This is a genomic window from Brevibacterium picturae (assembly GCF_030453725.1).
GTDB lineage: Bacteria > Actinomycetota > Actinomycetes > Actinomycetales > Brevibacteriaceae > Brevibacterium > Brevibacterium sandarakinum_A.
The window spans coordinates 24,376-47,440 of sequence record NZ_JAKDJU010000002.1 but is presented as its reverse complement, the minus strand read 5'-3'; the positions used below and the strand labels follow the sequence as shown (position 1 = coordinate 47,440).

Here is a 23,065-nt window from a genome sequence, read left to right as displayed (position 1 = left end):
TTCCAAAAAGTCCGTTATGGGAGAATGGGCCCATGGCAACGACTCAACCCGATACCCGCGTGGTGTACACGGAGAAACTTCGCCCATCCGTCGGCATGTGGATTCTCATCGCGATCGCCGCGGCCTCGACCGCGCTCATGGTCTTCCCAGTGTGGAAGATCGGCGCCGTCATCCTTCCGGTGATCAGCTTCATCCTCTTGGCCTGGTGGCTGCGTTCGCTCGGGATCTCCATCATCGTCACCGAGCGGCAGCTTTTCGTCGGCGATGCACATATCGATCGCCGCTATGTCACCGACGCCACCGGCTACGACGCCGAGGGTGCGCGGACGGCCCGCGGACCGGATCTCGACGCGCGGGCCTTCCTCATGCTCCGGCCCTGGGCCAAATGTGCGGCGCGCATCGACATCCATGACGAGACCGACCCGACCCCTTATTGGCTGGTCTCGAGCAAGCGACCGATGGAATTCGCCGCCGCGCTCACACCCTGAGGCACACACCCTGAACAATCGGCCTGACACGCCGGCACGCTGACACGCAGACGCTCGACTCAGCCGAGACACAGAAACGCGCCCCGACGAGGGCGCGTTCTTGCTTCGTCCGACAGGCGATTCAGCCAGCACAGTCCGTGCAGATGGGGACTCCACCCTCTTCACTCGCCAGCTGCGAGCGATGGCGCACCAGGAAGCATTCCATGCAGGTGAACTCGTCATTCTGCTTGGGCAGCACCCGAACGGAGAGCTCTTCGTTCGACAGGTCCGCACCGGGCAGTTCGAACCCTTCCGCAACCGCGGTCTCATCTTCGTCAATCTTGCTGGCCTGCGCCTGCGAGCGTGAAGCCTTCAGCTGTTCAATCGAATCGCTTTTGATTTCATCGTCTTGCTTACGAGGTGCGTCGTAATCGGTTGCCATATGGCTCATCGCTCTCTGTCGGGGGTGCTGAGGAGGATTTTCTACCCCTCTCGCCAAACGTGTCCCCAGCATTGTGCACTGTATGCTTGCTGTTGGCAAGATCAGATCGTCCATGTTCACGGTGATTCTCGTCACTGACGAATCGCCTCGTGACAGCTCACACATACGACTCTCGAAAAGCTCTGCGAGAATACATAGGTCGAATAACGCCGACAGCATTGTGTCGGTGAATGAAACTGGGATCGTCCCGCGCATGGGTGACGCCCCGAGGAAGGACGGATACACGATGAGTGAATTCGCAAATCAACTCGATACCAGGATCGACGATGTCCGTCATCGCATTCATGAAGCACGGTCAGAAGGGGACGACTACCTCGTCGAGACCCTCATAGATGACCTGCAGAACCTCTTGGAACTTGCCGATCGCAATGATGTGGACACCGGTCCGATCGTTGCGGTCATCGCAGCAGAGACCGGAGCGATACCGGTCGTTCCCGAACCGAAAGAAACCTGACTCTTCGGGAAGACCGAACGAAGAATCCCTCCTCTGCAGATCGTGCAGAGGAGGGATTTCTGTTTCGAGCAGATCGCTCAGCGGCGCGGCACTCAGGCCGGCCAGTTGGGCTCGGTCGTCCGTTCGATGCGTCCGCGGCAGCAGTCGATGCTGCACGCGCCGCTGCCGGGAGTCAGCGCAGTGGAACCGGCAATCACCGGGGCAGACGTCTGCTCGCCGCGAAGCTGTGCTGTCCTCTCCTCGACGAGGTCGACGAGCCCGGACACGAACAGGGGGTGCGTACCGACGGTCCCGACACGGGTGAAGGCGAAGCCGAGTTCGGCGGCGGTCTCCTTCGCCTCGGTATCGAGGTCGAAGGCCACCTCCATGTGATCGGAGATGAATCCGATCGGAACGACGATCACACCGGCGACTCCGTCTTCGGCGAGCTCCGTCATCCGATCGTTGACATCCGGTTCGAGCCACGGCACCTCCGGCGACCCCGAGCGGGAGCAGTAGACCAGCTCTGCCGGAAGGGTCTCGGATGCTGACAATTTATCCAGGAGGTGGGCCATGAGCTCTTCGTGCTGTGCGCGATAGCCACCGGTTGTCACCGCAGAGGCGTCCTGCATGACGTTGGGGATCGAATGCGTGACGAACAGGATGCGATGCTTCGCCGTGTCGAGGGCACCGACCTGCTTCGTGAAGTCGGCGATGCCCTCTCGCAGGAGGAGTGCGCAGGCCTCGGCATAGCCGGGGTGATTGTAGAACTGCCGGATCTTGTCGATCGTGACGGACGTGCCTTCGGCGGACAGCTCCTCAATCGTCTTGGCGAAGTCCTCACGATACTGACGACAGGAGGAATACGACGAATACGCCGAGGTGTCGATGGACAGGAACCGGGTCCGGCCGGCCTGCGCCTCGGCGCGCACCACATCGGTCAGGTACGGCTCCCAATTGCGGTTACCCCAGATCACCGGGGTGTCGATTCCGCGACGCTCGAGCTCGTCGCGCAGAGCCTGCAGAAGCGCCTTGTTCTGATCATTGATGGGCGACTTCCCACCGAAGCCGTAGTAGTGCTCACCGACTTCTTCGAGTCGCTCCTCCGGTATGCCGCGACCGGCGGTGACGTTCTTGAGGAATGGGACGACTTCTTCTGGAGCCTCCGGTCCCCCGAATGACATGAGGACGAGAGTGTCAATGGGTGCAGTGTTATTCACAGTTACCCATTTTACAGCCTGTAGAGGGTCTGCGCCGGTTGTCCGCACAGTGAGTCAGACCCGCTCAGCGATCAGGTCTGCCATTTCGCGACTCGCGCGCAAATCTGCCCTATGGGCGGCTCCGGACGTGACACGATGCAGAGGAGACGCGATAAAGGAGCTTAAGGCATGCGTGAACTGATCTTGAACGGAGTCGACGCCGACGGCACTCATCTGCTGCTGAACGACGAGAACGGGCTGCAGTATCGATTGGCTCTCGACGAAGCTCTCTACGCTGCTGTCCGCAAGGACCGCACCACGGCCAAGCCGGACACCCCCGTTCGTCCCCGTGACATCCAGGCGATGATCCGCGGCGGCATGAGCGCTGAGGAGGTCATCTCCTCGACGGGTGCCGATATCGAGCAGGTCCGCACCTATGAGCGTCCGGCCCTCGCCGAACGAGCGCACACGGCCTACAGGGCCAGTCAGCATCCGATCTATTCCGATCATGACCCCAATGGCGACCCCACTCCTCTGATGGAACTGTGCCAGACTCGTCTGGCCATGCGCGACGTCGACATCGAGACGATGGATTGGGATGCGTGGAAGCAGCAGGACGGCAACTGGTACATCCAGCTCAGCTTCACCGCCGCTGATCGGACCCGCACGGCCGGGTGGAACTACTACCGCCGGTCCCTGACTCCCATCGACGACGAAGCGAAGTGGCTGGCCGATTCGGGACCGACCGACACCGGACCGATCCCGAACTACGGAACCGGTGCCGAACGTCAGAAGATCACCGAGGAGATCGATACGCCCTCAACTCCTCCGACTCCGGCGCAGCCTTCTCCTGCCGCCCGTGATCACCAGGCAGAGACAGGACGGATTCTGGAGAATCTGCGCAAACGACGTCGCCATGACGAGGAAGATGAACCGCGTGGTCGACTCCGTGCGGTCACGGAGGATCCGGAGACTCACCCGCAGGGCGCGCACACAGCGCCCGGACGGCCGACAGATGCCACCGATGACGAGGTCTTCGCCTTCGAAGATCCTTCATCAGGGGTCGATCCGGACGAGCCTCAGGAGCCGACCCAGGAGGTCGGCAGATTCGACGATGACCAGCAGCTTTCCCTGCTCAATGAACCTGGTGTCAGCGAAGAGGAATCTCGTGTCAGCGAGGAATCGACTCAGCTCAAGGACACAGAGTCGAAGTCGAAGGCCAAGAAGAACAGCCGCGCATCGATCCCCAGCTGGGACGAGATCATGTTCGGCTCGAAGCGCGACTGAGCTCACTTCCCAGCTCGACCAGCTGGTCGCCGTCAGCGATCAGACTGCGATCATGAGTGACCATCACAACGGTGTGTGAGTCAAGGCTCCGCCGCAGGTCGGTCACCAACCCGTGCGCCATCTCATCGTCGAGGTGTGCCGTCGGTTCATCGAGTACGATCACGTCCGCTCCGCTCAGGAGGGTCCTGGCCACGGCCAATCGCTGGCGCTGTCCGCCGGAGATGTCTGCTCCGTGGTCGCCGACCCAGATCTCCAGGCCGGCCGGATCGGCCCATTCGCCCAAGCCCGCACTGGTCAGTGCCGCACACATCTCCTCGGTGGTGGGTGTGTCGCTGCGCGCGATCGCCAGATTGCCCCTCACAGTCGACCGGAAGACATGTGCCTCCTGCGGACACCACGCGATTCGTCCGGCAAGCTCCGTCGGCGCCAAGCCGAGCACATCCGTTTCGCGGCCCCCACCGTCTTCGGCTCGGTAGGAGCCTGACCATGGGTCGAGGAAACGCAGCAGCACACTCAGCGTCGTCGACTTGCCCGCGCCGCTGTCACCGTGCAGAACGGTCCACCGGCCTCTCTGAGCACGCAGATCGACATCCTCGACGACGGGTCCGGCGTCCCACCCGACACTCATGCCTTCGAGCTCGAGCGCTGTGAACGCACTCACCTCGAACGCGCCCGCAGCAGAGTCCTCGTGAGTGCGGCGCTCGGCCGCGGTGCCCGACCGGGCGGGTGACAGCTCGGGAAGACGGTCGAGGACGACCCCGAGGCTGGGCAGCGCACGGAATGCCAGCAGCGACTGTGAGAACACGTCGGCCGAGCCCAGCGCCATGAGGACGACGACGGCCAGAATTTCCGTCGGTGCCGAGGAGGTCATCGCGATGAGCACCGCTGTGGCCACCGTGCTCAGCTGCAGCCAGAGTTGAGCGGCCCCGAAGTTGCGTGAGGAACGACGCTGAGCCGACTGCAGTTCCCGCTCTTCGCGGCTGAGGACCGTGAGAACCGCATTGTCTGCACGATTCGCTCGCAGGTCCGTTTTGGCATTCAGTGCGCGTGCCAGGACTGACAGTATCCGGTTGCGGGCGGTTCGGACGCGGGCGGCAAGCCCGCTTTCACTCCTGATGACCAATACCGGCAACAGGACCAGGTTGAGAATGCCGAGGACCAGGAACAACGGCAGCGAGGTCGGGTCGAGCGCCCAGGTGGCGATGAGCACAGCAACGAAGACCAGCGCCGAGGCGATCGGGGGGAACAGGGTCCGCGGAATCAGGTCCCGCACATCATCGGCATCGGAGACCATGGTGCGCAGTGCTGCATCAGAGGTCAGCAGCTTCCGGTCCCCCATGCCGACCGCCTCGAAGTGCTCCCAGAGACGAGAGCGCAGCCTGGCCAACGAGGCGAAGATCGCCGAGTGCAGTTTGAGGCGGCTGAGATAGAGCAGGACCGATCGGCTCAGCCCGAAGAACCGCACACCGACGATGGCGACCATGAGAATCATGATGGGAGGCTGGTAGGAGGCCTCGACGATGAGCCAGGCCGAGACTGCGGTCAGTGCGATCGCGGCCAGGCTCGAGGCGCAGGACGAGAGCAGAGCGATGATCATGTTCGGAGTCAGCAGCGGCATGCTCGAGCGCAGGAGCGTCCACCGACGGCGAAGAGTCGACGCCGTCCGCTTCATTGACGAGCCACGGCCCTCGGCCACCGTGTCCGCGACCTGTGGCCCGCTACCCGCAGCCGAGTGAGTGGGCATGGCGGGGTCGGCGGGCATGGCGGGGTCGGCGGGCATCGCCGAATCGGCGCCCGCTGCCGGACCAAGTTTCTGCGACTCGGTGCCCTGCCCACGTGTCTGCACCGACGCTGCGGCACTCGTGGCGGAATCGGCACCCGTGGGGGAATCGGCACCCGTGGCGGAATCAGCACTCCCGGCACTCACAGAGGAAGTGGACTTCCGTGGGACGATCTCCTCGGCGGCGAGTGCGGCGACGCGGTCATCATGGCTGGCCAGGATGACACGGACGCGTGCTGCCGCCTCGGCGATCAGGCCGATGATGATCTCCGCGTTCTCATCATCGAGATGAGCGGTCGGTTCGTCGAGCACGAGCGCCTCGGCGTCGTCCTCTATCAGGTGCAGCACCCGGACGAAGGCGAGCCGACGAAGCTGGCCAGGACTCAGAGCAGACGTCGACAGCTTCACGTCCTCGGGCAGGCGGGCATTGCTCAGAGCCGCCCCCTGTTGTGAGCGCGGGAGACCGTAGACGTCGAGTTCGGCTCCGATCGTCGCACCGAAGATGTGGGGAGCCTGTGGCACGAATGCGACCCGACGCGGGGTCATTGTGGTTCTGGCTCCGGCGGGGAGATTTCCGGTCAGGGCCGCCAGGATTGTGGATTTGCCTGCGCCCGAGGCGCCGCGGACCGCGGTGATGCCCGGTGTGACCGGGACATCACCGGTCCACTCGATCCTCGTCCGGTTCGGGTAGATCACATGGTGCCCGGCTCCGGCCGCGTCATCGCGGTCGGCCCCGTCCTGCGCCGCAGTGTCCGTGCTGGCGATCAGCGCATGTGCGCGATTCTGTGCCTCGCGACCGTTCTCGCTGGCGTGGTAGCCGGAGCCGAGTTCGCGCAGCGGGATGAAGCACTCCGGTGCCAGCAGCAGGACGAAGAGGCCGGAGCTCAGATCCATGGTCCCGTAGACGAGTCGCAGGCCGATGACAACGGCGACCAGAGCCACAGAGATCGTGGCGATGAGTTCGAGAGCAAGGCTGGAGAGGAATGCGATGCGCAGGGTTGCCAAGTTCGCGCTGTGGTACTTTTCGCCCAGGGCTCGCAGTCGACGCGCGTGATCTCTGGATCGTCCGAGGCCGATGAGCACGGGCAGCCCCTCGGCCAACTCGGCCAGATGATCGGACAGGCGCTCGAGCGCCGTGCTGCTCGCGACCGTCGAGTCCTTCGTGAATCGACCGATGAGGATCATGAAGACCGGAACCAGCGGCAGGCACAGGGCGATGATGACCGCTGAGAGGACATCGGTGAACACGATGCGCACAAGCAGCGTCACGGGGACCACTGCCGCCGCGCTCAGTGCGGGCACCACGGTCGTGAAGTAGTCGTCGAGGTCGTCGATGCCGCGTGTGACGGTCACTGCCGTATTCATGCGCGGCTGTCCGCGCCCGGTGAGCAGGGACCTGAGAATCGAGGATCTCAGCCTCTGCTTGTTCACGGCAGCCAGGGAGGTCCCCAGACTGTGGTCGGCCCACAGACTCGCTCCTCGCAGCGCAGCCCCGAGGAGTCCCAGCACCGCCCAACCTGCAACGGGGCCCGTGCCGACGATCGATCGCACCAGGGCCTCGGCGATGAGCACGATGCCGACGGCGCGCGCCAGGGCGCTGAACAGGGAGAGGAAGAATCCGCGTTGGCCGCCCGGCAGGTCGAACAGGATCTGAAGCGGTGATCTCATGACCGGATCGCCACCGGAACACGATGCGCTTCGGGAATGTGCGTCTCCGCGATCCGGCCCAGGAACATCCGATAGCTGAAGATCTGGTAGCCGATGATGATCGGCAGGCAGATCACAGTCACGACCAACATCACCGTGAGGGTGTAGTCCGATGACGACGCCGAGGCGATGGTCAGCGAGTTCGCCGGATCCAGGGTCGACGGCAGCACGTTGGGGTAGGCACCGGCGAACACGGCGAAGAGCCCGGAGACGAGGTAGATGCCATGCAGGACGAATGCCGCCTTCTCCGCGCCCGCACGCACGGCGAAGTATGCCGCCAGGAGCGCGATCACCGCAACGACGACGACTGCCACGAGCCACGTGCATTCGGTGATGGAGAGGCCGAACCAGACGAGGAAGCCGATCGAGCAGGGCAGCATCAGCCTCCGCGCCCACAGCTGAGCCTTCTCCCGCATATCGCCCTGGGTCTTCAGCCCCAGGAAGATCAGTCCGTGGACGAGAGCGAACCCGATCCCGCCCAGGCCACCGAAGACTGCGGGCCAGCCGAACCACGCGAAAGCTCCGCCGACGAGGTCACCATGCTCGTTGAGAGGCAGTCCGGTCGAGGTGATGGCGAGCAGGGCACCGATGAAGAACGCGATGCCGGTCGAGCCCACGGCCATCGCCCACGTCCAGAAGGACTTCCACGCCGCACTGTGCCCCTTGCCGCGATATTCGATGGCGACGGCCCGGAAGATCAATGCCAACAGGCACAGCGTCAGTGGGATGTAGAGAGCGCTGAGCAGGGAGGCGTACCAGTGCGGGAAGGCGGCGAAGGTCGCACCGGCTGCGGTGATCAGCCACACCTCGTTCCCGTCCCATGTCGGTCCGATCGTGTTGAGCAGCACTCGTTTCTGCCGTTCGGTCCGACTCAGCACCGGCATGAGCATTCCGACTCCGAGGTCGAAGCCGTCGAGGAACAGGTATCCCATCCACAGCACGATGATGAGGACGAACCAGATCGCAGCGAGAGTTTCCATCGTGTCTCCTCCTCAGTACGCGAACGACAGAACGTCGTCTTCGTCGTTCGTGATCCGCGGGGTGTGGTTGATCTTGGTGACCTCAGGCATCGCCGAGGCGACCCCTCCCCTGATGTAGACGATGAGCAGCCGCAGCTCGACGACCATGAGAATGCCGTAGACGAGGCTGAGACTGATCAGTGAGAACAGGAGCATTCCCGGGGTGAGTTCGGGCGAGAGCGCCGCCTGGGTGAACATGTACACTCCGTCCTGTCGTGCGGGATTCGGCGCGACCACGAACGGCTGACGTCCCATCTCCGTGAAGATCCAGCCGGCGGAGTTCGCGATGAATGGTGCCGTGATGGACAGGACCGCCCCGCGCATCAGCCAGGCCGAGGCGGGGACGGTGCCCTTGCGGGTCAGCCACAGCGCCAGAGCGCTGACTCCCGCTGCGATCATGCCGAATCCGATCATGAGCCGAAACCCCCAGTAGGTGACGATCATGATGGGCTGGTAGTCGATCTTCTCGCCGGAGTGCTGGCCGTAGCGTTCGTCCTCGGGCAGATGGGTGCCGTACTTCTCCTGGTAGTCAGGAAGCAGAGTCGTCACTCCGTGGACCGGAGTGTTGAAGTCACCGTTGGCGAGGAAGGAGAGCAGCCCCGGGATCTCGAACACGTTCTCCACCCCGTCGCAGTCGTTGGACGAGGGATCTCCGATCGTGAGCACCGAGAACTCGGTGCCGTCGTGGCAGGCGGCTTCGGCCGAGGCCATCTTCATAGGCTGCTGTTCGAACATGAGCTTGGACTGGACGTCACCGGTGATCGCCACACCGGCGAAGGCGACGATGCCGACGACCGCACCGATGCGCAGGGACCGGATCCAGACCTGATGATCAAGGGCATCCCTGCCGGGCACATCGGGTGCGGACCCGACGACGACCTTCCCATCGGGTCCGATGGTGTCGATACCGTCCTTGCGTCGGCGGTACAGGTGATACCAGGAGATTCCGAGCAGGAAGGCACCGCCGACCGCCAACGCGCCGCACAGCGCGTGAGTGTAGGCAGCGATCGCCGTGTTGTTCGTCAGCACCGCCCAGACATCGGTCATCACCGGCCTGCCGTCGACCATTTCGACACCGACCGGATGCTGCATCCACGAGTTCGCGACAATGATGAAATAGGCGGAGATCCACGACCCGATCACAGCGCACCACAGGCTGCCCAGGTGGACTGCACGCGGGAGTCTGCCCCAGCCGAAGATCCAGAGCCCCAGAAACGTGGATTCGAGGAAGAACGCGAGCAGAGCCTCCAGCGCCAGGGGCGCGCCGAAGACGTCCCCGACGAAGCGGGAGTATTCACTCCAGGCCATACCGAATTGGAATTCCTGGACAAGGCCGGTCGCCACGCCCATGATGAAGTTGATGAGGAAGAGCTTCCCGAAGAACTTGGTGCTGCGCAGGTAGATCTCGTTGCCCGTGCGGTGGTACATCGTCTGCAGGATCGCGACGAGCATCCCGAGGCCAAGGGTGAGCGGGACCATCCAGAAGTGATAGACGGTGGTGATGCCGAATTGCCAGCGCCCGATGAGAACCGGATCCAGGTCCATGGGTACTCCGTTCATGGAAGACCTTATTTCTACGACACGTAGAATTCTACAGCGCGTAGAAGCATATGCCGCATAGTTTCGCCATCCGAGACCCGCCGTCCCAGACCGCGCACCTCTGCCCGTCTGCGCTCACCCGCCTCCGCAGACACGGGCGGACGAGGTGCCTAGCCGAAGTGGACCCACGCGGGGCCGAATCGTGCGCACAGGGGGCAGGTGGTAGCGGCCGAGCCGACTCCGGTCGAGCTCACATGGAATTCGACAGCTTGTAGAGTTAGACTGATGAGGAAAGAAGCACTATTTCGTCGAAGGACAAGGACACCGTGGGAACTCTGGGCGAACTCGAACGCAGCGTCATGGACGCCATCTGGGTACATGATGACGGGTTGAGTGCAGCCGAGCTCCGCGACGTACTGGCGTCACGCGACCTCGCGCTGACCACCATCCACACGGTCCTCACCCGGCTGGAGAAGAAGGGCTTCGTCTCTCGCGATCGCAGCATCCGCCCGCACCGCTACCTCGCGGTCTCAACCCGCGAAGACCACGTCGCAGAGCTGATGACGGAAGTCCTGTCACAAGCTCCGGATCGCCAGGCCGTTCTTGCCCGATTCCTCGGTACCGTGTCGGAAGCCGATACGAAGGCCCTGCGTAATATTCTGGGACGCAATCACTCGACCAACTCCTGAAGCAGGTAATTCCCGAGCATGAGCATCGTGGGATCCGTCCTCGCTGTACTTGCATTCCTCTTAGCCTGGCCGGTTCCTGCCGTGCTCTCCCGGTTTCGGGGAGACCCCATCTCGAACGTCATTCTGTGGCAGGCCGTCGGCCTCTCCGGCGGTCTCTCCCTCATCGGCACAGCGCTGGCATTCGCTGTGGCTCCGGCCGCGAACAGCCTGCCTGAGGGCCTCTGGCGGCTCGCCAGAGGCCAGTCGCACGCTCAGCTGACCGTCTTCGCCTGGATCTTTCTCATCATCGCAGTCGCACTCATCGGACGGCTGCTCGGGTGTCTCGCCCTGACCTTCTATTCCGCTCGCAGAACCCGCATTCGCCATGACGAGATCCTGCATCTGCTCAGCGAACCATCCGCGACCTACACGGATACACGGATCATCACAACCGACGAGGCCGTGGCCTATTGTCTGCCGCAGGGGCCGCGCAAAGGCACTGCGGTCCTCTCAACGGGTCTGCTCGAAGTTCTCAGTGAGGACGAACGCACTGCCGTCATCGCCCATGAGAGAGCCCATCTCGATTTCCGCCACGACGTGCTCGTGATCCCATTCGCTGCGTGGCACCGCGCCCTGCCGTTCTTCTCAGCAACGGCGATCGGCCTCAACTCCGTCAATGGCCAGATTGAACTCATGGCCGACGATCAGACGCGAGAGCAGGTCGACCCGGCGATTCTGGCGCAGGCGGTGCGCGCAGCCGCAGACATCAGCCCTGAGCATCGCAGCGATCTCTCTACCCAGCGGATCGACCGTCTCTCACGGCCCCTGAGTCCTGCACGGGTGCCGGTGCGCGTGACCTCGACCCTCATTGCGCTGGGTCTGCTGCTCGTGCCCAGCCTGCTTCTGTTCGCCCCCGTGGCGTCCGCGTTCTGACCCACCGGAACATACTTGGTTCTGCCCCACGGGAACACACCGTCTGCGGAACCCGACTCAGCTGTCGATGCGCTCGGCGTCGAGAACAGCGGCGCCTGAGACGATGAATTCCTTTCGCGGACCGACAGAAGACCCCATCAGGAGCTCGAAGGTGTTCTCTGCCGCCTCGGCGTCGGCCATCGTGACCCGGCGCAGGGTGCGCATGCTGGGATCCATCGTCGTCTCCGCCAATTGGTCGGCGTCCATCTCGCCGAGCCCCTTGTACCGCTGAATGGGCTCCTTGTACGTCTTCTTCGACTTCTCCAGCTTCTTCAGCAGCGTGTGCAGCTCAGCCTCGGAGTAGGTGTAGACGACGTCGTTCGGCGTTCCCCGCTTCGTGACGACTTCCACACGGTGCAGGGGCGGCACGGCCGCGAACACCCGGCCCTGCTCGACCAACGGCTTCATGTAGCGGAAGAAGAGAGTCAGCAGCAAGGTGCGGATGTGGGCACCGTCAACGTCTGCATCGGTCATGATGATGGCACGCCCGTAACGAGCCGCGTCCATGTCGAAGCTGCGGCCGGAGCCGGCCCCGATGACTTGGATCAGTGCAGCACATTCGACATTGGCCAACATGTCGGACAACGATGCCTTCTGCACGTTGAGGATCTTGCCGCGGATCGGAAACAGCGCCTGATGGTCGGAGTTGCGCGCAGATTTCGCCGTACCCATTGCGGAATCGCCCTCGACGATGAACAGCTCTGTGTCCTCCACCCCGTTGTCACGGCAGTCGTAGAGCTTCGCCGGCAGGGACGATGCCTCAAGAGCCGTTTTGCGACGCTGGTTCTCTTTGTGGGTGCGCGCCGAGATACGTGACTTGAGTTCTGCAACGACCTTCTCCATGAGAACGGCTGCTTGCTGCTTCTCTGCGCGTTTGGTCGAGGACAGGATGTCACCCAGCTGCTTCTCGACCGTTTTCGCCACAATCTGCTTGACTGCGGCCGTACCCAGGACCTCTTTGGTCTGTCCTTCGAACTGGGGCTCGGACAACTGCACCGTCACCACAGCGGTCAGACCGGCCAGCACGTCGTCCTTCTCGAGCTTGTCCTTGCCCAACTTGAGTTTGCGGGCATTGGCTTCGACGGCCTTGCGCATCGCTTTCAGGCTGGCCTGTTCGAAGCCGGCCAGGTGGGTTCCGCCGTGCGGTGTGGACACGACGTTGACGAAGGACTTGACCTTCGTGTCGTAGCCGGTCCCCCAGCGCAGGGCGATGTCAACGCCGACCTCGCGCTCGACCTCTTTCGAGACCAGATGACCCGAGGAGTCGAGTACCGGGACGGTCTCACTGAACTTCCCTGAGTTCTGCAGACGCCACGTATCCGTCATCGGCGGATCGATCGACAGATGGTCGACGAACTCGGTGATGCCGCCGTCGAAGCGGAAGACCTCGACGCGCTCGGCGATGACCTCTCCGGTCTCGTCACGGGCCACTCCGCGGCGGTCTTCGATCCGCAGCTCAAGTCCGGGAACCAGGAACGCGGTCTGCCGTGCGCGCTCGACGAGATGCTGATAGTCGAACTGGGCCTTGGACAGGAAGATCTGAGGGTCGGCCCAGTACTGGACACGGGTGCCAGTGACTCCCCTCTTCGCCTTGCGGACGATGTCGAGTCCCGTCGGCTCGTGGAATTCCTCGAACGGGTTGTCGGGGCCGGGCTTGCCGGAGGAATCGTCGAAGCGCCCCGGCACGCCTCGGCGGAAGGACATCTTGTGGACTTTCGACCCACGTGTGACTTCGACATCGAGCCGAGCGGAGAGCGCGTTGACGACCGAGGCGCCGACTCCGTGCAGACCGCCGGACGCGGCATAGGAGCTGCCGCCGAACTTGCCGCCGGCATGAAGCTTGGTCAGGACCACCTCGACGCCGGTCAGCCCCGTCTTCGGCTCAATGTCCACGGGGATGCCTCGGCCACTGTCGGAGACGGCCACCGAGCCGTCGGGTTCGAGTTCGATGAGGATGGACGTGCCGAAGCCGCCCAGAGCCTCGTCGACGGCATTGTCGATGATCTCCCAGAGACAGTGCATCAGCCCTCGGGAATCAGTGGTCCCGATGTACATGCCCGGACGTTTGCGAACCGCTTCGAGCCCCGACAGCACGGACAGATGCCTGGCGCCGTAACTTTCCTCTTCCACACGTTTCCTCTCGTTCGATTAAATTCTAATCCCTCGGCCGGCTCTGTCTCTGCCATTGGGTGCCGTGTCTCGTTTCGATTCGGCCGAAACGTCCCGGTTCACGGCATTATTGCTGGAACAATGGCAGTATGTCTCCTCGTCACAGCGTCCTGGCCCCTCTTCTCTGCGCGACTCTCGCTCTTCCGGGTCTCGCCGGGTGCGGTGCGAGCTCCCCGTCGACACCCGACACGTCCACACCTATGGCGCCCGAGGCGATGTCGAGTCCGACCAGCCCTGACACGCCGGACACCGCGACGACGGAGCCCGGCATCGACCTCAGCGGTCGGACCGTGGCCATCGACCCCGGCCACAATGGAGGCAACGCCTCGCACCCGAAGGAGATCAACCGCCAGGTGCCGGATGGGCGCGGTGGCACCAAAGCGTGCAACACCACGGGAACGTCAACGAACTCCGACTATCCCGAGACGGATTTCAACTGGGGCGTCGCCCAAAAGTTGGAGCAGGAGCTCGACGACGCCGGCGCCGAGGTGGTCATGAGTCGCGATGACAACACAGGGGTGGGCCCCTGTGTCGATGAACGCGGCACCTTTGCCGACGACGCCGATCTCATGGTCAGCATTCACGCCAACGGCAGCGAATCGGCTCAGGCCGAGGGATTTCATGTCATCGTGGCTGAGCCGGGCAGTTCGGACGCGGTCGAAGACGACTCGAACCGTCTCGCCGATGAGATGAGCCGGTCCATGGCTGATTCCTTCACGTCCAATACAGCTTATGGGAAGAATGCGATCAGTCGCCGTCCCGATCTGGCCGGACTCAACAATGCTTCGGTGCCTGCCGTCATCGTCGAATGCGGTGAGATGCGCAATCCCGGTGAGGCCAAGACCATGGAATCGGAAGCCGGTCAGCAGAAGTATGCCGACGCCTTGATGCAGGGCATCGTCGACTGGTACTGAGCCGACTGCCCAAGGCGGGCTGTCCCAGAGCCTGCTGTCCCGGGGCCGAGCGGCTGCGAATCGGCTCAACCGGCAGAGATGCCGCAATGACCATGGTCGCCTGCAGTCGCGAGAGTTCGCGGCTGCAGGCGATCATGGTCACCGGGCTCATGCCGCAGCAGGGATCAGCCTCAACCGGCAGATTCCTCAGTCCAGATAGTCCCGCAGAACCTGTGAACGCGAAGGGTGGCGCAGCTTCGCCATGGTCTTCGACTCTATCTGACGGATGCGCTCACGTGTGACTCCATAGACCTTGCCGATCTCATCCAGGGTCTTCGGCTGGCCGTCGTTGAGTCCGAAGCGCATCGACACGACACCGGCTTCGCGTTCCGACAGAGTGTCGAGGACCGAGTGCAGCTGTTCCTGCAGCAGAGTGAAGCTGACGGAGTCCGATGGCACGACTGCTTCGGAATCTTCGATGAGGTCACCGAATTCCGAGTCGCCGTCTTCGCCGAGCGGCGTGTGCAGCGAGATGGGTTCGCGCCCGTACTTCTGGACTTCGACGACACGCTCCGGAGTCATGTCGAGTTCCTTGGCGAGCTCTTCCGGAGCGGGCTCGCGTCCGAGGTCCTGCAGCATCTGGCGCTGGACTCGAGCAAGCTTGTTGATGACCTCGACCATGTGCACCGGAATCCGGATGGTGCGAGCCTGATCGGCCATGGCACGGGTGATGGCCTGGCGGATCCACCAGGTGGCATAGGTCGAGAATTTGAAGCCCTTCGTGTAGTCGAACTTCTCGACTGCACGGATGAGACCCAGGTTGCCTTCCTGGATGAGGTCGAGGAAGAGCATGCCGCGACCGGTATAGCGCTTGGCCAGCGAGACGACGAGGCGCAGGTTCGCCTCGAGGAGGTGGTTCTTCGCGATTCGACCGTCGTGGACGATCCACTTGTAGTCCATGGACTCACGCGGTTCGGGGATGTCACCGGCGTCGAGCAGATGCTCGGCGTACATTCCGGCCTCGATGCGTTTGGCCAGATCGACCTCTTCGGCCGCATTCAGCAGTGCGACCTTGCCGATCTGCTTGAGGTAGTCCTTGACGGGGTCAGCGGTGGCTCCCGCGGAGATGACCTGCTGTGCAGGAGCATCTTCCTCGTCGGCATCGGAGACGATGAAGCCGCCTGCCTCCGTGACGGCCGCGTTCTTCTCCTTCTCCTCGGAGTTCTTCGTCTCGGTCGCCTCGGCCGGACTCTGCTCAGTGCCGAGGGCGTCTGTTGCGGGCTCGACCGGTTCGCTCGTCTCGAGCACGTCGTCGGACTTCTTCTTCGTCCCTGTGGCCTCGGTCGAATTCGCCGTCGTCTTCTTCGCCCCGGTGGTCTTGGCCACCTTGGCGGCCGTCGACTTCGTCGGAGCGGCCTTTTCGGCCGTCGTCTTATTGGCCGCAGCAGTCTTCTTGGCCCCGGTCTCCGCAGCGGTCGCTGAAGCCGATGTCTTCGTCGTCTTCTTGGCTCCCTTCGTCGCCGCAGTGGTCTTGGATCCTGCGGTGGAGGTCTTGGCGGCCGTTCCCTCCGACTTCTCCGTCACCGTCGTGGATTCCTTATCGACTCTCGGCACGTGTTCACCTTTCGCGAGCGTTGAAACTTCTCGAATGCACCAGGACATTACTAAGACCCATGTCAAGAGGTCCAAGGTTCGGGCCCGAGGGGAACACATAGTTCGCCCATGATGCTATGACAGGGTCAACACCCAATTTTCGCACGATATTCCCGGCTTGGCGAATTGGGCCTCGGACGGCGACGCGGGACTGCGCCGATCACTTCGTTGAGAGGCGCCACACCATCATAGACCTCCCCCGGGACCGCGACGCGCCGACATCAGCCACCGGGGAAGATACCCCTGTTCCACCGCGTCCAGGATCAGAGTCGCCATCGAATTGTCAGCGTCGAGATCAAGCCCCGCCTGCGCATAATGCTCTGCCATCGTCGATCCTCCCAACGACCATTCGAACCATGCGACCACAGCATATGCGGTGGAGCGGACATCGGGGTGCCCCAATGGTATGTAGGTCTTGAGGAACTCGATGCCCAACTGAACATCGCGGGGGCGAGGCGCAGTGGGAGAGAGTCCCACCATGTGCTGCGCGGCCCGCGGTGACTTCGCAAACTTCCGTGCGCGCAGGAAGAGCTGACCGGGGCGGCACCTTTCGATGTCGGTGGGCGCGAAATTCGGATGGTCGAAGCTGAGAATCATCTCGAGTGCGTCTCGGGACCACTTCTCGCACAAGACGGCGTCGATCGCCATGACCGTCTGCAGTGTCATCAGCTCCGAGATGGCGGCCCGGTCAAGGTCGTCCTCCCCCTCCCGCAGTCGAACGAGCCGCGGGTAGCAGTCGGCAAGGATGTCGAAGGCCTCGGCGATGGTCAGCCAGGAATCGCTGTGGCCATTGCGGCTGGTCGTGAATTCGGCTGCCGATACGGGCCTGACCACGAGCTCCTGCGGTGACGCGGCCGGAGAGGAACCTGCTGCGACCAGTTCGGTTGCACAGGCTGAGGTCGAGGCGGCTTCGATCACGGTGCTGATCTGTGCATCCTCGTCGATGCGGCCGAATCGCTCCTCACTGACCCACCACGCACTCAGCGTGTCGATGCCTCGGTCTGCCAGCGACAGTGCGATCTCGTCGATCGCTGCTCGGATGAGTTCTCTGTGGACTCGCGGGTATTCGTCGTCGAGTTCACCGACCGCAGGCAGGGGTGCATCCGAGATGCCGCGCTGGTATTCCGAGTCGTAGAGGACGAGGAACACTCCCGTCGCCGCGCACGCTCCGACGATGAGGTCGCTGTACCATCGACCGCCCTCGGCCACGATGTGGGCCGCGGTGTCCAGGTCGAAGTCGACGCGCAGCGTCGTGGCGCATGTCTGGGCGCCGTGCTCGTCCGTTCCCACGATGATGGCCACCAGACTCTCACGTGGAATGTAGCCGAGAGTGTGGGGCACGATGCCGATGATGTCTTCTGCTGTCTTCGCTGTGGTCTGCATGGCATCACTTCAGCTCCTCCCCCGCCGGATTGACCAGAGCGAAGATTGCGCATGTGGAAACGACGACAGTGTCCACAGCCCGAATGCACACGAGTGCGGGCCGATATCCCCACGCCAAGTCGCGCAGAATTGCCACCGCGGCGCATCTGGCATACAAGTGAGGGGTGGCGAAACGACGGATTTACACAGCACCCGGCTCACAAGTCGTCGAGATCTCGACCGGAACCGCGCGTCTGGAGAAGGTCGACGGTGAGGCCGACAGTTACGTCCTCCATGTCAATGGAGTGCCGTCCTCGTCGATCACTCTGAGCGAGCCGATGCGTCTGGACTTCGAGTATCTGGATTGGATGTCGCGGATCATCGACGTCCAGTTCGCACCCGGTCCGCTGCGAGCGGTCCATATCGGGGCCGCCGGATGCGCACTCGCCCGGGCCCTCCATGCTGGGCGCCCGGGTTCGAAGCAGACGGCGATCGACATCGACCCGGTTCTTCTCGACTACTCGCGCACCTGGTTCGATCTGCCCCGCTCCCCCGGGCTGGCCCTGCGTCCCGGAGACGGCGCTGTCGAAGCCGAGAAGTTCCGTCCCGACACCCTCGACGTTCTCGTCCGTGACGCCTTCGATCACGACTCTGTGCCTCCGGGTCTGCAGACGTCGGAATTCTTCACCACCTGTGCACGCATCCTCAAAGACTCGGGTGTCTACATCGCCAACGTCCCCGATGCCGGCGATCACCGCGTCCTCAGGGCCGAGCTTGAACTGCTGGGCTCCGCCTTCGACCATGTCGCTGCGGCAGCCGAGCCGGGAATCCTCAAGGGTCGCAGACGCGGAAACGTGGTCGTCATCGCCGCGAATTCCCCACTGCGCATTCCCGAACTCGACAGGAGCCTGCGCACTGCGGCGACGATGGCGACCTTCCTCACAGGGCAGGATCTGAAATCGCGATTGGGCCTGTGACGGAACACACCAGGCATGAATCATTGCTTCCAACTACTCCCGGTGGGAAAAGTTCGGCATAATGGAATGCCGATTGGGAAGGTGAGATGACCGAGACTTCAGAAATACGCGTCGAGCAGGACAAGCTTGACGAGCTCTATGCACGACTCGACGAATTGCGGGATGAGGCGACGGCCCGACTGAGCACGGTGAGGATCTCCGAAGTCGGCGGCAATCACCAGCACCGCAGTGAGCGGGATGCGTTCGCGACTCTGTATGAGGACCAGCTGATACGGCTCAACAGTGCCGAAGACGGCCTGTGCTTCGGCCGGCTCGACTTCAAATCAGACGCGGAGCCCAGCTACATCGGACGGATCGGACTCACCGATGCCGACCGTCAGCAGATCCTCATCGACTGGCGGGCACCGGCCTCGGAACGGTTCTATCAGTCGACTGCTGCCAGTCCGGCGGGAGTCGTGCGGCGTCGCCATCTGGTGACGAAGAACCGCGCTGTCACAGACCTCGAGGACGATGTGCTCGACATCGAAGCTCTCGACGATGCGCAGCGGTCGAATCTGCAGGGCGAGGGGGCGCTGATCGCGGCCCTGACCAACCACCGCACCGGGCGGATGGGCGATATCGTCGCGACCATCCAGGCCGAGCAGGATGCCATCATCCGCCAGCCGCTCCAGGGTGTGCTCGTGGTCCAAGGCGGACCGGGTACAGGAAAGACGGCGGTGGCGCTCCACCGCGCGGCCTTCCTCCTCTATCGCCACCGGGAGCGCATCGCCAAATCGGGTGTGCTGCTCGTCGGGCCCTCCCCCGTGTTCCTCAAGTACATCGAGAAGGTTCTGCCCAGCCTCGGCGAGACCGGTGCGCTTCTGCTCACGCCCGGACAGCTCTACCCCGGGCTCGACACCGAGGTCAGTGATGACACGAACGTGGCGGTGATCAAGGGTCGGACAGAGATGGCGGCGGTGCTGAAGAATCACATCGCCAACTACGAGCGGGTCCCGGACCAGGACGTAGAGCTGCGTGTCGGCTCGCACACCATCTGGCTGCGCCGCCGCGACGTGCGTGGAGCGCGCGATCGAGCACGCCGCACCGGAGATGCTCACAACGCTGCCCGGAACGGGTTCGTCTCCGGACTGCTCAAGACCCTCGCGGAGGATCTGGCACGGGAGATGGGCCTCGACGGTGCTGGGGAAAGACTGCCGGAGCTGATGGAGGAGCTGCGCTCGAGCGTGGATGTGCGTCGCGCTCTCAACCTCGCCTGGTTCCCGATCAGTCCTGCTGCGGCGCTGCGTGCGCTGCTGACCAAACCCCACAAACTGCAGGCCGCTGCCGGACACCTGCTCTCACCCGCGGATCAGGAGATGCTGCTCCGCCCGGCCGATGCCGAGCTCACCATTTCCGACGTTCCCCTCCTCGACGAGCTCGCGGAGCTGCTCGGCAGCAGTCCGCAGCAGTCCGCTGCGCGCGACGAGTCCGCTCGGGAGTACGCCGAAGCGGTCCTCGAGATGACGGACACTTCGTCCCTCATCGACGCGGAGACCCTGGCCGCCAGGTGGGAGGAGGAAGGTCCGACGATCACGCTGGCGGAGAGGGCGCTTGACGACCGCGAGTGGACCTACGGCCATCTCGTCGTCGACGAGGCTCAGGAGCTCTCCCCCATGCAGTGGCGCGTGCTCTTCCGCCGGGTTCCCTCGAAGTCCGCCACGGTGGTGGGAGACCTGGCCCAGTCCTCGCATGTGGACAACACCCGGACCTGGCATTCCATTCTGTCCGAATTCGTGGGAGATCGCTACGCCCTCCAGGAGCTCACAGTCTCCTACCGAACGCCGCAGTCGGTGATGGATCTGGCCAACCGTTACCTGCATCGTCATTTCCCGCAGCTCGAACTCGTCGAATCCGTCCGGCAGGGCGGCCCCGATCCGCGGATGGAATCGTTCACCTCGGCGCAGGAGGCGATCAGTGCTCTTGTTCCCACTGTGAAGGACGAGGTCGAATCCGTGGGCGGCGGCAAGATCGCCGTGATCGCGCCCCTCGGCCTCATCGATTCCGTCGCCGAGGTGCTCGCCGACTTCGACATCGGCCGTTCGGTCACCGGCCTCGACCATCAGATCGCAGTCATCACTCCGCAGCAGGCGAAGGGACTCGAATTCGATTCAGTCGTCATCGTCGAACCCGGACTGATCGCACCCGAGAATCACGAGGATGGGGTCGGCGCGCTCTACGTGTCGCTGACGCGAACGACGGATCGGCTGCGGATCCTGGCCGCCGCGCCGACCGAACTGGCAGAGCTCATCGCCGGCTGAATCAGCGCGGCCTCCCGCGCGTTCAGCACATCTGAACGGACGCAGAGCACAGGGCGCATCGGAGTCATCTCCGATGCGCCCTGTGTTTGACTCTGCGCGGACTCGTCTGCGAAGTCCGCCGGATCTGCTGCCCAGGAGTGCATACTCATCTGCCCGAGCGATGACAGTAAAGGGCCGCTTGACGGTTCGGCTTCCCCTCCGAACCGCAAGCGGCCGCGCGCCGAAGCGCGCACTGTCAATGTTACACAAGAATCGGTGTGCTGGACTACTCCGCTCACAGATTTCTGGGGGTGATTTTCTCAGGCTTGGAAATCTTCGGGCATCGCCTGCCTGGCATCTCCCGATTTCAGAGCCGCATCGGCACGCAGTGAGTCGATCGCCGCTTCGAAGTCTTCGAGTGAGTCGAATCCCTGGTAGACGCTGGCGAACCGCAGGTAGGCGACCTGGTCGAGTTCGCGCAGGGGATCAAGGATGCTCAGTCCCACCTCGTCGGCGTCGATCTCGGCGATCCCTTTGGAGCGAATGTCCTCTTCGACCTTCTGCGCCAGCTTCGCCAGATCGTCGTCATTGACCGGTCGCCCCTGACACGCCTTGCGCACACCGGACATGATCTTCTGACGTGAGAACTCCTCCGTCACGCCCGAGCGCTTGATCACGGAGAGGCTGGTCGCCTCCATGGTCGTGAAGCGGCGTCCGCAATGTCGGCACTGACGCCTGCGACGGATCGCGGCACCATCTTCGCTGGTCCGTGAATCGACGACTCGGGAATCTGATTCACGACAGAATGGACAACGCATCTCTACTCCTCGAACCGGATGCTCACGGCCCGACCGTGAGCGGGCAGCGCTTCGCTGTCGGCCAGCACCTCGATGTGGTCGGCAACCTCGGCCAGCGCCGAACGGTCATAATCGATGACCTGGCTGACCTTGATGAATGAGTGCACTCCGAGGCCGGAGCCGTGGGCGGCAGTTCCCATCGTGGGCAGGACGTGGTTCGATCCTGCGCAGTAGTCGCCCAGCGACACCGGTGCCCAGTCACCGACGAACACCGCTCCCCCGTTGGTGATCCGTGCGGCAACCGCATGAGCCTCGGCGGTGTGGACCTCGACATGTTCTCCGGCGTACCCGTTGACGACGTCGATGCCCGAGGCCAGATCGTCGACGAGGACGATGGCCGACTGCTGACCCGACAGTGCGGTGTCGATCCGCTCGTGGTGGACTGCGGCAGGAACCTGGGCGAGAAGCTCCTCCCGCACACGTGCGGACAGATCGGTCGAGTCTGTGACGAGAACGGAGGCTGCGAGTTCGTCGTGTTCTGCTTGGCTGATGAGATCGGCGGCGACGAACGCCGGATCCGCCGTCGAATCGGCCAGAATGATGATTTCAGTGGGTCCGGCGACGGCGTCGATGCCCACCTGGGTTCGCATGAGCGATTTCGCGGCAGCGACGTAGGCGTTGCCCGGACCTGTGATCAGGTCGACAGGTGCCAGCTCCTCGTCATCGTCGAGGCCGTAGGCAAGAGCACCGATGGCCTGAGCACCGCCCATGGCCCAGACCTCATCGACGCCGAGGATGTGAGCAGTGGCGAGGACCGTGGGGTGGGGCAGCCCGTTGCTCTGGGGCGGACTGGCGATCGCCAACGAGGCAGAGCCCGCGGCCTGTGCCGGCACGACATTCATCACCACGGTCGAGGGATAGACGGCCAGCCCGCCGGGCACATAGAGACCGACGCGTTCGATCGGCAGGTGACGTGTCGTCACATGAGCCCCGGAGGACAGTTCGGTGCGGACATCGTCGGGGCGCTGATCGTGGGCGACCTTCCTGGCGCGGGAGATCGATTCGACCAGTGCCGCTTTGACGGCAGGGTCCAGCTCGGCCTCGGCGCGCTTCAGCTCGGAGACCGGAACCCGCAGCGTCTCGAGCTCCACGGAGTCGAATCTCGCTGTGAACTCCTTCACGGCACGAGTGCCCCCGGACTGCACCTCGCTCAGCAGCCCAGCCACTCGTCGTTCGATATCGGCATGCGTCTCGGCGGCACGGGGCAGTCTCTGCTTGAGGAATCTCTTGGTCAGTCGCTCGCCGCGGAAGTCCAGAATGTTCACTCGCACCATTCTAGTCCCCGTCCCTTCACCGATTCGCCCT

Annotated in this window: 18 protein-coding genes; 8 read left to right on the top strand and 10 right to left on the bottom strand. The window is 63.4% G+C overall.

Annotated elements, in window-relative coordinates; genetic code table 11:
• The first annotated feature begins 32 nt into the window (after positions 1–32).
• Positions 33–488: a DUF3093 domain-containing protein gene (locus tag L0G76_RS00580; protein ID WP_304355491.1), complete on the top strand. Its 456-nt coding sequence runs from the start codon at positions 33–35 to the stop codon at positions 486–488.
• Positions 489–609: 121 nt separating this feature from the next.
• Here L0G76_RS00580 and L0G76_RS00575 read toward each other — a convergent pair whose 3' ends face one another.
• Positions 610–909 (bottom strand): DUF4193 domain-containing protein, encoded by a 300-nt coding sequence (locus tag L0G76_RS00575; RefSeq protein ID WP_092107696.1) that lies wholly within the window; start codon positions 907–909, stop codon positions 610–612.
• A gap of 286 nt (positions 910–1,195) precedes the next feature.
• Here L0G76_RS00575 and L0G76_RS00570 point away from each other — a divergent pair, with 286 nt between their 5' ends.
• The gene (locus tag L0G76_RS00570; RefSeq protein ID WP_304355490.1) at positions 1,196–1,423 is read left to right on the top strand and encodes a hypothetical protein; all 228 of its coding nucleotides are present in this window, start codon (positions 1,196–1,198) and stop codon (positions 1,421–1,423) included.
• A gap of 92 nt (positions 1,424–1,515) precedes the next feature.
• Here L0G76_RS00570 and L0G76_RS00565 read toward each other — a convergent pair whose 3' ends face one another.
• A complete protein-coding gene (locus L0G76_RS00565) occupies positions 1,516–2,622 on the bottom strand; it encodes a ferrochelatase (RefSeq protein ID WP_304355489.1) in 1,107 nt (368 codons plus the stop codon).
• 168 nt (positions 2,623–2,790) lie between these two features.
• Here L0G76_RS00565 and sepH point away from each other — a divergent pair, with 168 nt between their 5' ends.
• A complete protein-coding gene (sepH, locus tag L0G76_RS00560) occupies positions 2,791–3,888 on the top strand; it encodes a septation protein SepH (protein ID WP_304355488.1) in 1,098 nt (365 codons plus the stop codon).
• Here the strand turns inward: sepH and cydC are convergent.
• The 3 genes from cydC to L0G76_RS00545 are packed head-to-tail and all read right to left on the bottom strand — an operon-like array spanning position 3,863 to position 9,933.
• Complete coding sequence (cydC, locus tag L0G76_RS00555; RefSeq protein WP_304355487.1) at positions 3,863–7,336, bottom strand: thiol reductant ABC exporter subunit CydC; 3,474 nt, start codon at positions 7,334–7,336, stop codon at positions 3,863–3,865. The two genes, sepH and cydC, sit on opposite strands and share 26 nt — an antisense overlap.
• Complete coding sequence (gene cydB, locus L0G76_RS00550; RefSeq protein ID WP_304355486.1) at positions 7,333–8,355, bottom strand: cytochrome d ubiquinol oxidase subunit II; 1,023 nt, start codon at positions 8,353–8,355, stop codon at positions 7,333–7,335. Before cydB ends, cydC begins: the two co-directional genes overlap by 4 nt.
• Before the next feature lie 12 nt (positions 8,356–8,367).
• The gene (locus L0G76_RS00545) at positions 8,368–9,933 is read right to left on the bottom strand and encodes a cytochrome ubiquinol oxidase subunit I (RefSeq protein WP_304355510.1); all 1,566 of its coding nucleotides are present in this window, start codon (positions 9,931–9,933) and stop codon (positions 8,368–8,370) included.
• Positions 9,934–10,259: 326 nt separating this feature from the next.
• Here L0G76_RS00545 and L0G76_RS00540 point away from each other — a divergent pair, with 326 nt between their 5' ends.
• Positions 10,260–10,622 (top strand): BlaI/MecI/CopY family transcriptional regulator, encoded by a 363-nt coding sequence (locus L0G76_RS00540; RefSeq protein WP_304355485.1) that lies wholly within the window; start codon positions 10,260–10,262, stop codon positions 10,620–10,622.
• Between the two features lie 18 nt (positions 10,623–10,640).
• Complete coding sequence (locus tag L0G76_RS00535; protein WP_304355484.1) at positions 10,641–11,534, top strand: M56 family metallopeptidase; 894 nt, start codon at positions 10,641–10,643, stop codon at positions 11,532–11,534.
• A gap of 57 nt (positions 11,535–11,591) precedes the next feature.
• Here L0G76_RS00535 and L0G76_RS00530 read toward each other — a convergent pair whose 3' ends face one another.
• Positions 11,592–13,703: a DNA gyrase/topoisomerase IV subunit B gene (locus L0G76_RS00530; protein ID WP_304355483.1), complete on the bottom strand. Its 2,112-nt coding sequence runs from the start codon at positions 13,701–13,703 to the stop codon at positions 11,592–11,594.
• A gap of 128 nt (positions 13,704–13,831) precedes the next feature.
• Between L0G76_RS00530 and L0G76_RS00525 the strand changes: the two genes are divergently transcribed.
• Positions 13,832–14,656 (top strand): N-acetylmuramoyl-L-alanine amidase, encoded by an 825-nt coding sequence (locus L0G76_RS00525; RefSeq protein WP_304355482.1) that lies wholly within the window; start codon positions 13,832–13,834, stop codon positions 14,654–14,656.
• A gap of 186 nt (positions 14,657–14,842) precedes the next feature.
• On the opposite strand, the gene L0G76_RS00520 is transcribed toward L0G76_RS00525, so the two are convergent.
• Positions 14,843–16,249 carry an RNA polymerase sigma factor gene (locus L0G76_RS00520; RefSeq protein WP_304355481.1) on the bottom strand — a complete coding sequence of 469 codons (1,407 nt, stop codon included), beginning with the start codon at positions 16,247–16,249 and terminating at the stop codon, positions 14,843–14,845.
• Positions 16,250–16,474: 225 nt separating this feature from the next.
• The gene (locus tag L0G76_RS00515; RefSeq protein WP_304355480.1) at positions 16,475–17,671 is read right to left on the bottom strand and encodes a DUF4192 family protein; all 1,197 of its coding nucleotides are present in this window, start codon (positions 17,669–17,671) and stop codon (positions 16,475–16,477) included.
• 164 nt (positions 17,672–17,835) lie between these two features.
• Here L0G76_RS00515 and L0G76_RS00510 point away from each other — a divergent pair, with 164 nt between their 5' ends.
• Together L0G76_RS00510 and L0G76_RS00505 are read left to right on the top strand one after the other, a co-directional pair.
• Positions 17,836–18,627 carry a spermidine synthase gene (locus L0G76_RS00510; protein ID WP_304355479.1) on the top strand — a complete coding sequence of 264 codons (792 nt, stop codon included), beginning with the start codon at positions 17,836–17,838 and terminating at the stop codon, positions 18,625–18,627.
• An 86-nt stretch (positions 18,628–18,713) separates the two neighbouring features.
• Entirely contained in the window at positions 18,714–20,924 is a 2,211-nt protein-coding gene (locus L0G76_RS00505) for a HelD family protein (RefSeq protein ID WP_304355478.1), read from the top strand.
• 299 nt (positions 20,925–21,223) lie between these two features.
• Here L0G76_RS00505 and nrdR read toward each other — a convergent pair whose 3' ends face one another.
• Both nrdR and hisD read right to left on the bottom strand, forming a co-directional pair.
• Positions 21,224–21,721 carry a transcriptional regulator NrdR gene (gene nrdR / locus L0G76_RS00500; protein ID WP_304355477.1) on the bottom strand — a complete coding sequence of 166 codons (498 nt, stop codon included), beginning with the start codon at positions 21,719–21,721 and terminating at the stop codon, positions 21,224–21,226.
• 2 nt (positions 21,722–21,723) lie between these two features.
• A complete protein-coding gene (hisD, locus tag L0G76_RS00495; RefSeq protein WP_304355476.1) occupies positions 21,724–23,034 on the bottom strand; it encodes a histidinol dehydrogenase in 1,311 nt (436 codons plus the stop codon).
• Between the last annotated feature and the right edge of the window lie 31 nt (positions 23,035–23,065).

Coding starts and splice junctions, on each gene's coding strand:
- L0G76_RS00580 (WP_304355491.1), top strand. CDS start 33: ATGGCAACGACTCAACCCGATACCCGCGTGGTGTACACGGAGAAACTT.
- L0G76_RS00575 (WP_092107696.1), bottom strand. CDS start 909: ATGGCAACCGATTACGACGCACCTCGTAAGCAAGACGATGAAATCAAA.
- L0G76_RS00570 (WP_304355490.1), top strand. CDS start 1,196: ATGAGTGAATTCGCAAATCAACTCGATACCAGGATCGACGATGTCCGT.
- sepH (WP_304355488.1), top strand. CDS start 2,791: ATGCGTGAACTGATCTTGAACGGAGTCGACGCCGACGGCACTCATCTG.
- cydC (WP_304355487.1), bottom strand. CDS start 7,336: ATGAGATCACCGCTTCAGATCCTGTTCGACCTGCCGGGCGGCCAACGC.
- cydB (WP_304355486.1), bottom strand. CDS start 8,355: ATGGAAACTCTCGCTGCGATCTGGTTCGTCCTCATCATCGTGCTGTGG.
- L0G76_RS00535 (WP_304355484.1), top strand. CDS start 10,641: ATGAGCATCGTGGGATCCGTCCTCGCTGTACTTGCATTCCTCTTAGCC.
- L0G76_RS00525 (WP_304355482.1), top strand. CDS start 13,832: ATGTCTCCTCGTCACAGCGTCCTGGCCCCTCTTCTCTGCGCGACTCTC.
- L0G76_RS00515 (WP_304355480.1), bottom strand. CDS start 17,671: ATGCAGACCACAGCGAAGACAGCAGAAGACATCATCGGCATCGTGCCC.
- L0G76_RS00505 (WP_304355478.1), top strand. CDS start 18,714: ATGACCGAGACTTCAGAAATACGCGTCGAGCAGGACAAGCTTGACGAG.
- nrdR (WP_304355477.1), bottom strand. CDS start 21,721: ATGCGTTGTCCATTCTGTCGTGAATCAGATTCCCGAGTCGTCGATTCA.
- hisD (WP_304355476.1), bottom strand. CDS start 23,034: ATGGTGCGAGTGAACATTCTGGACTTCCGCGGCGAGCGACTGACCAAG.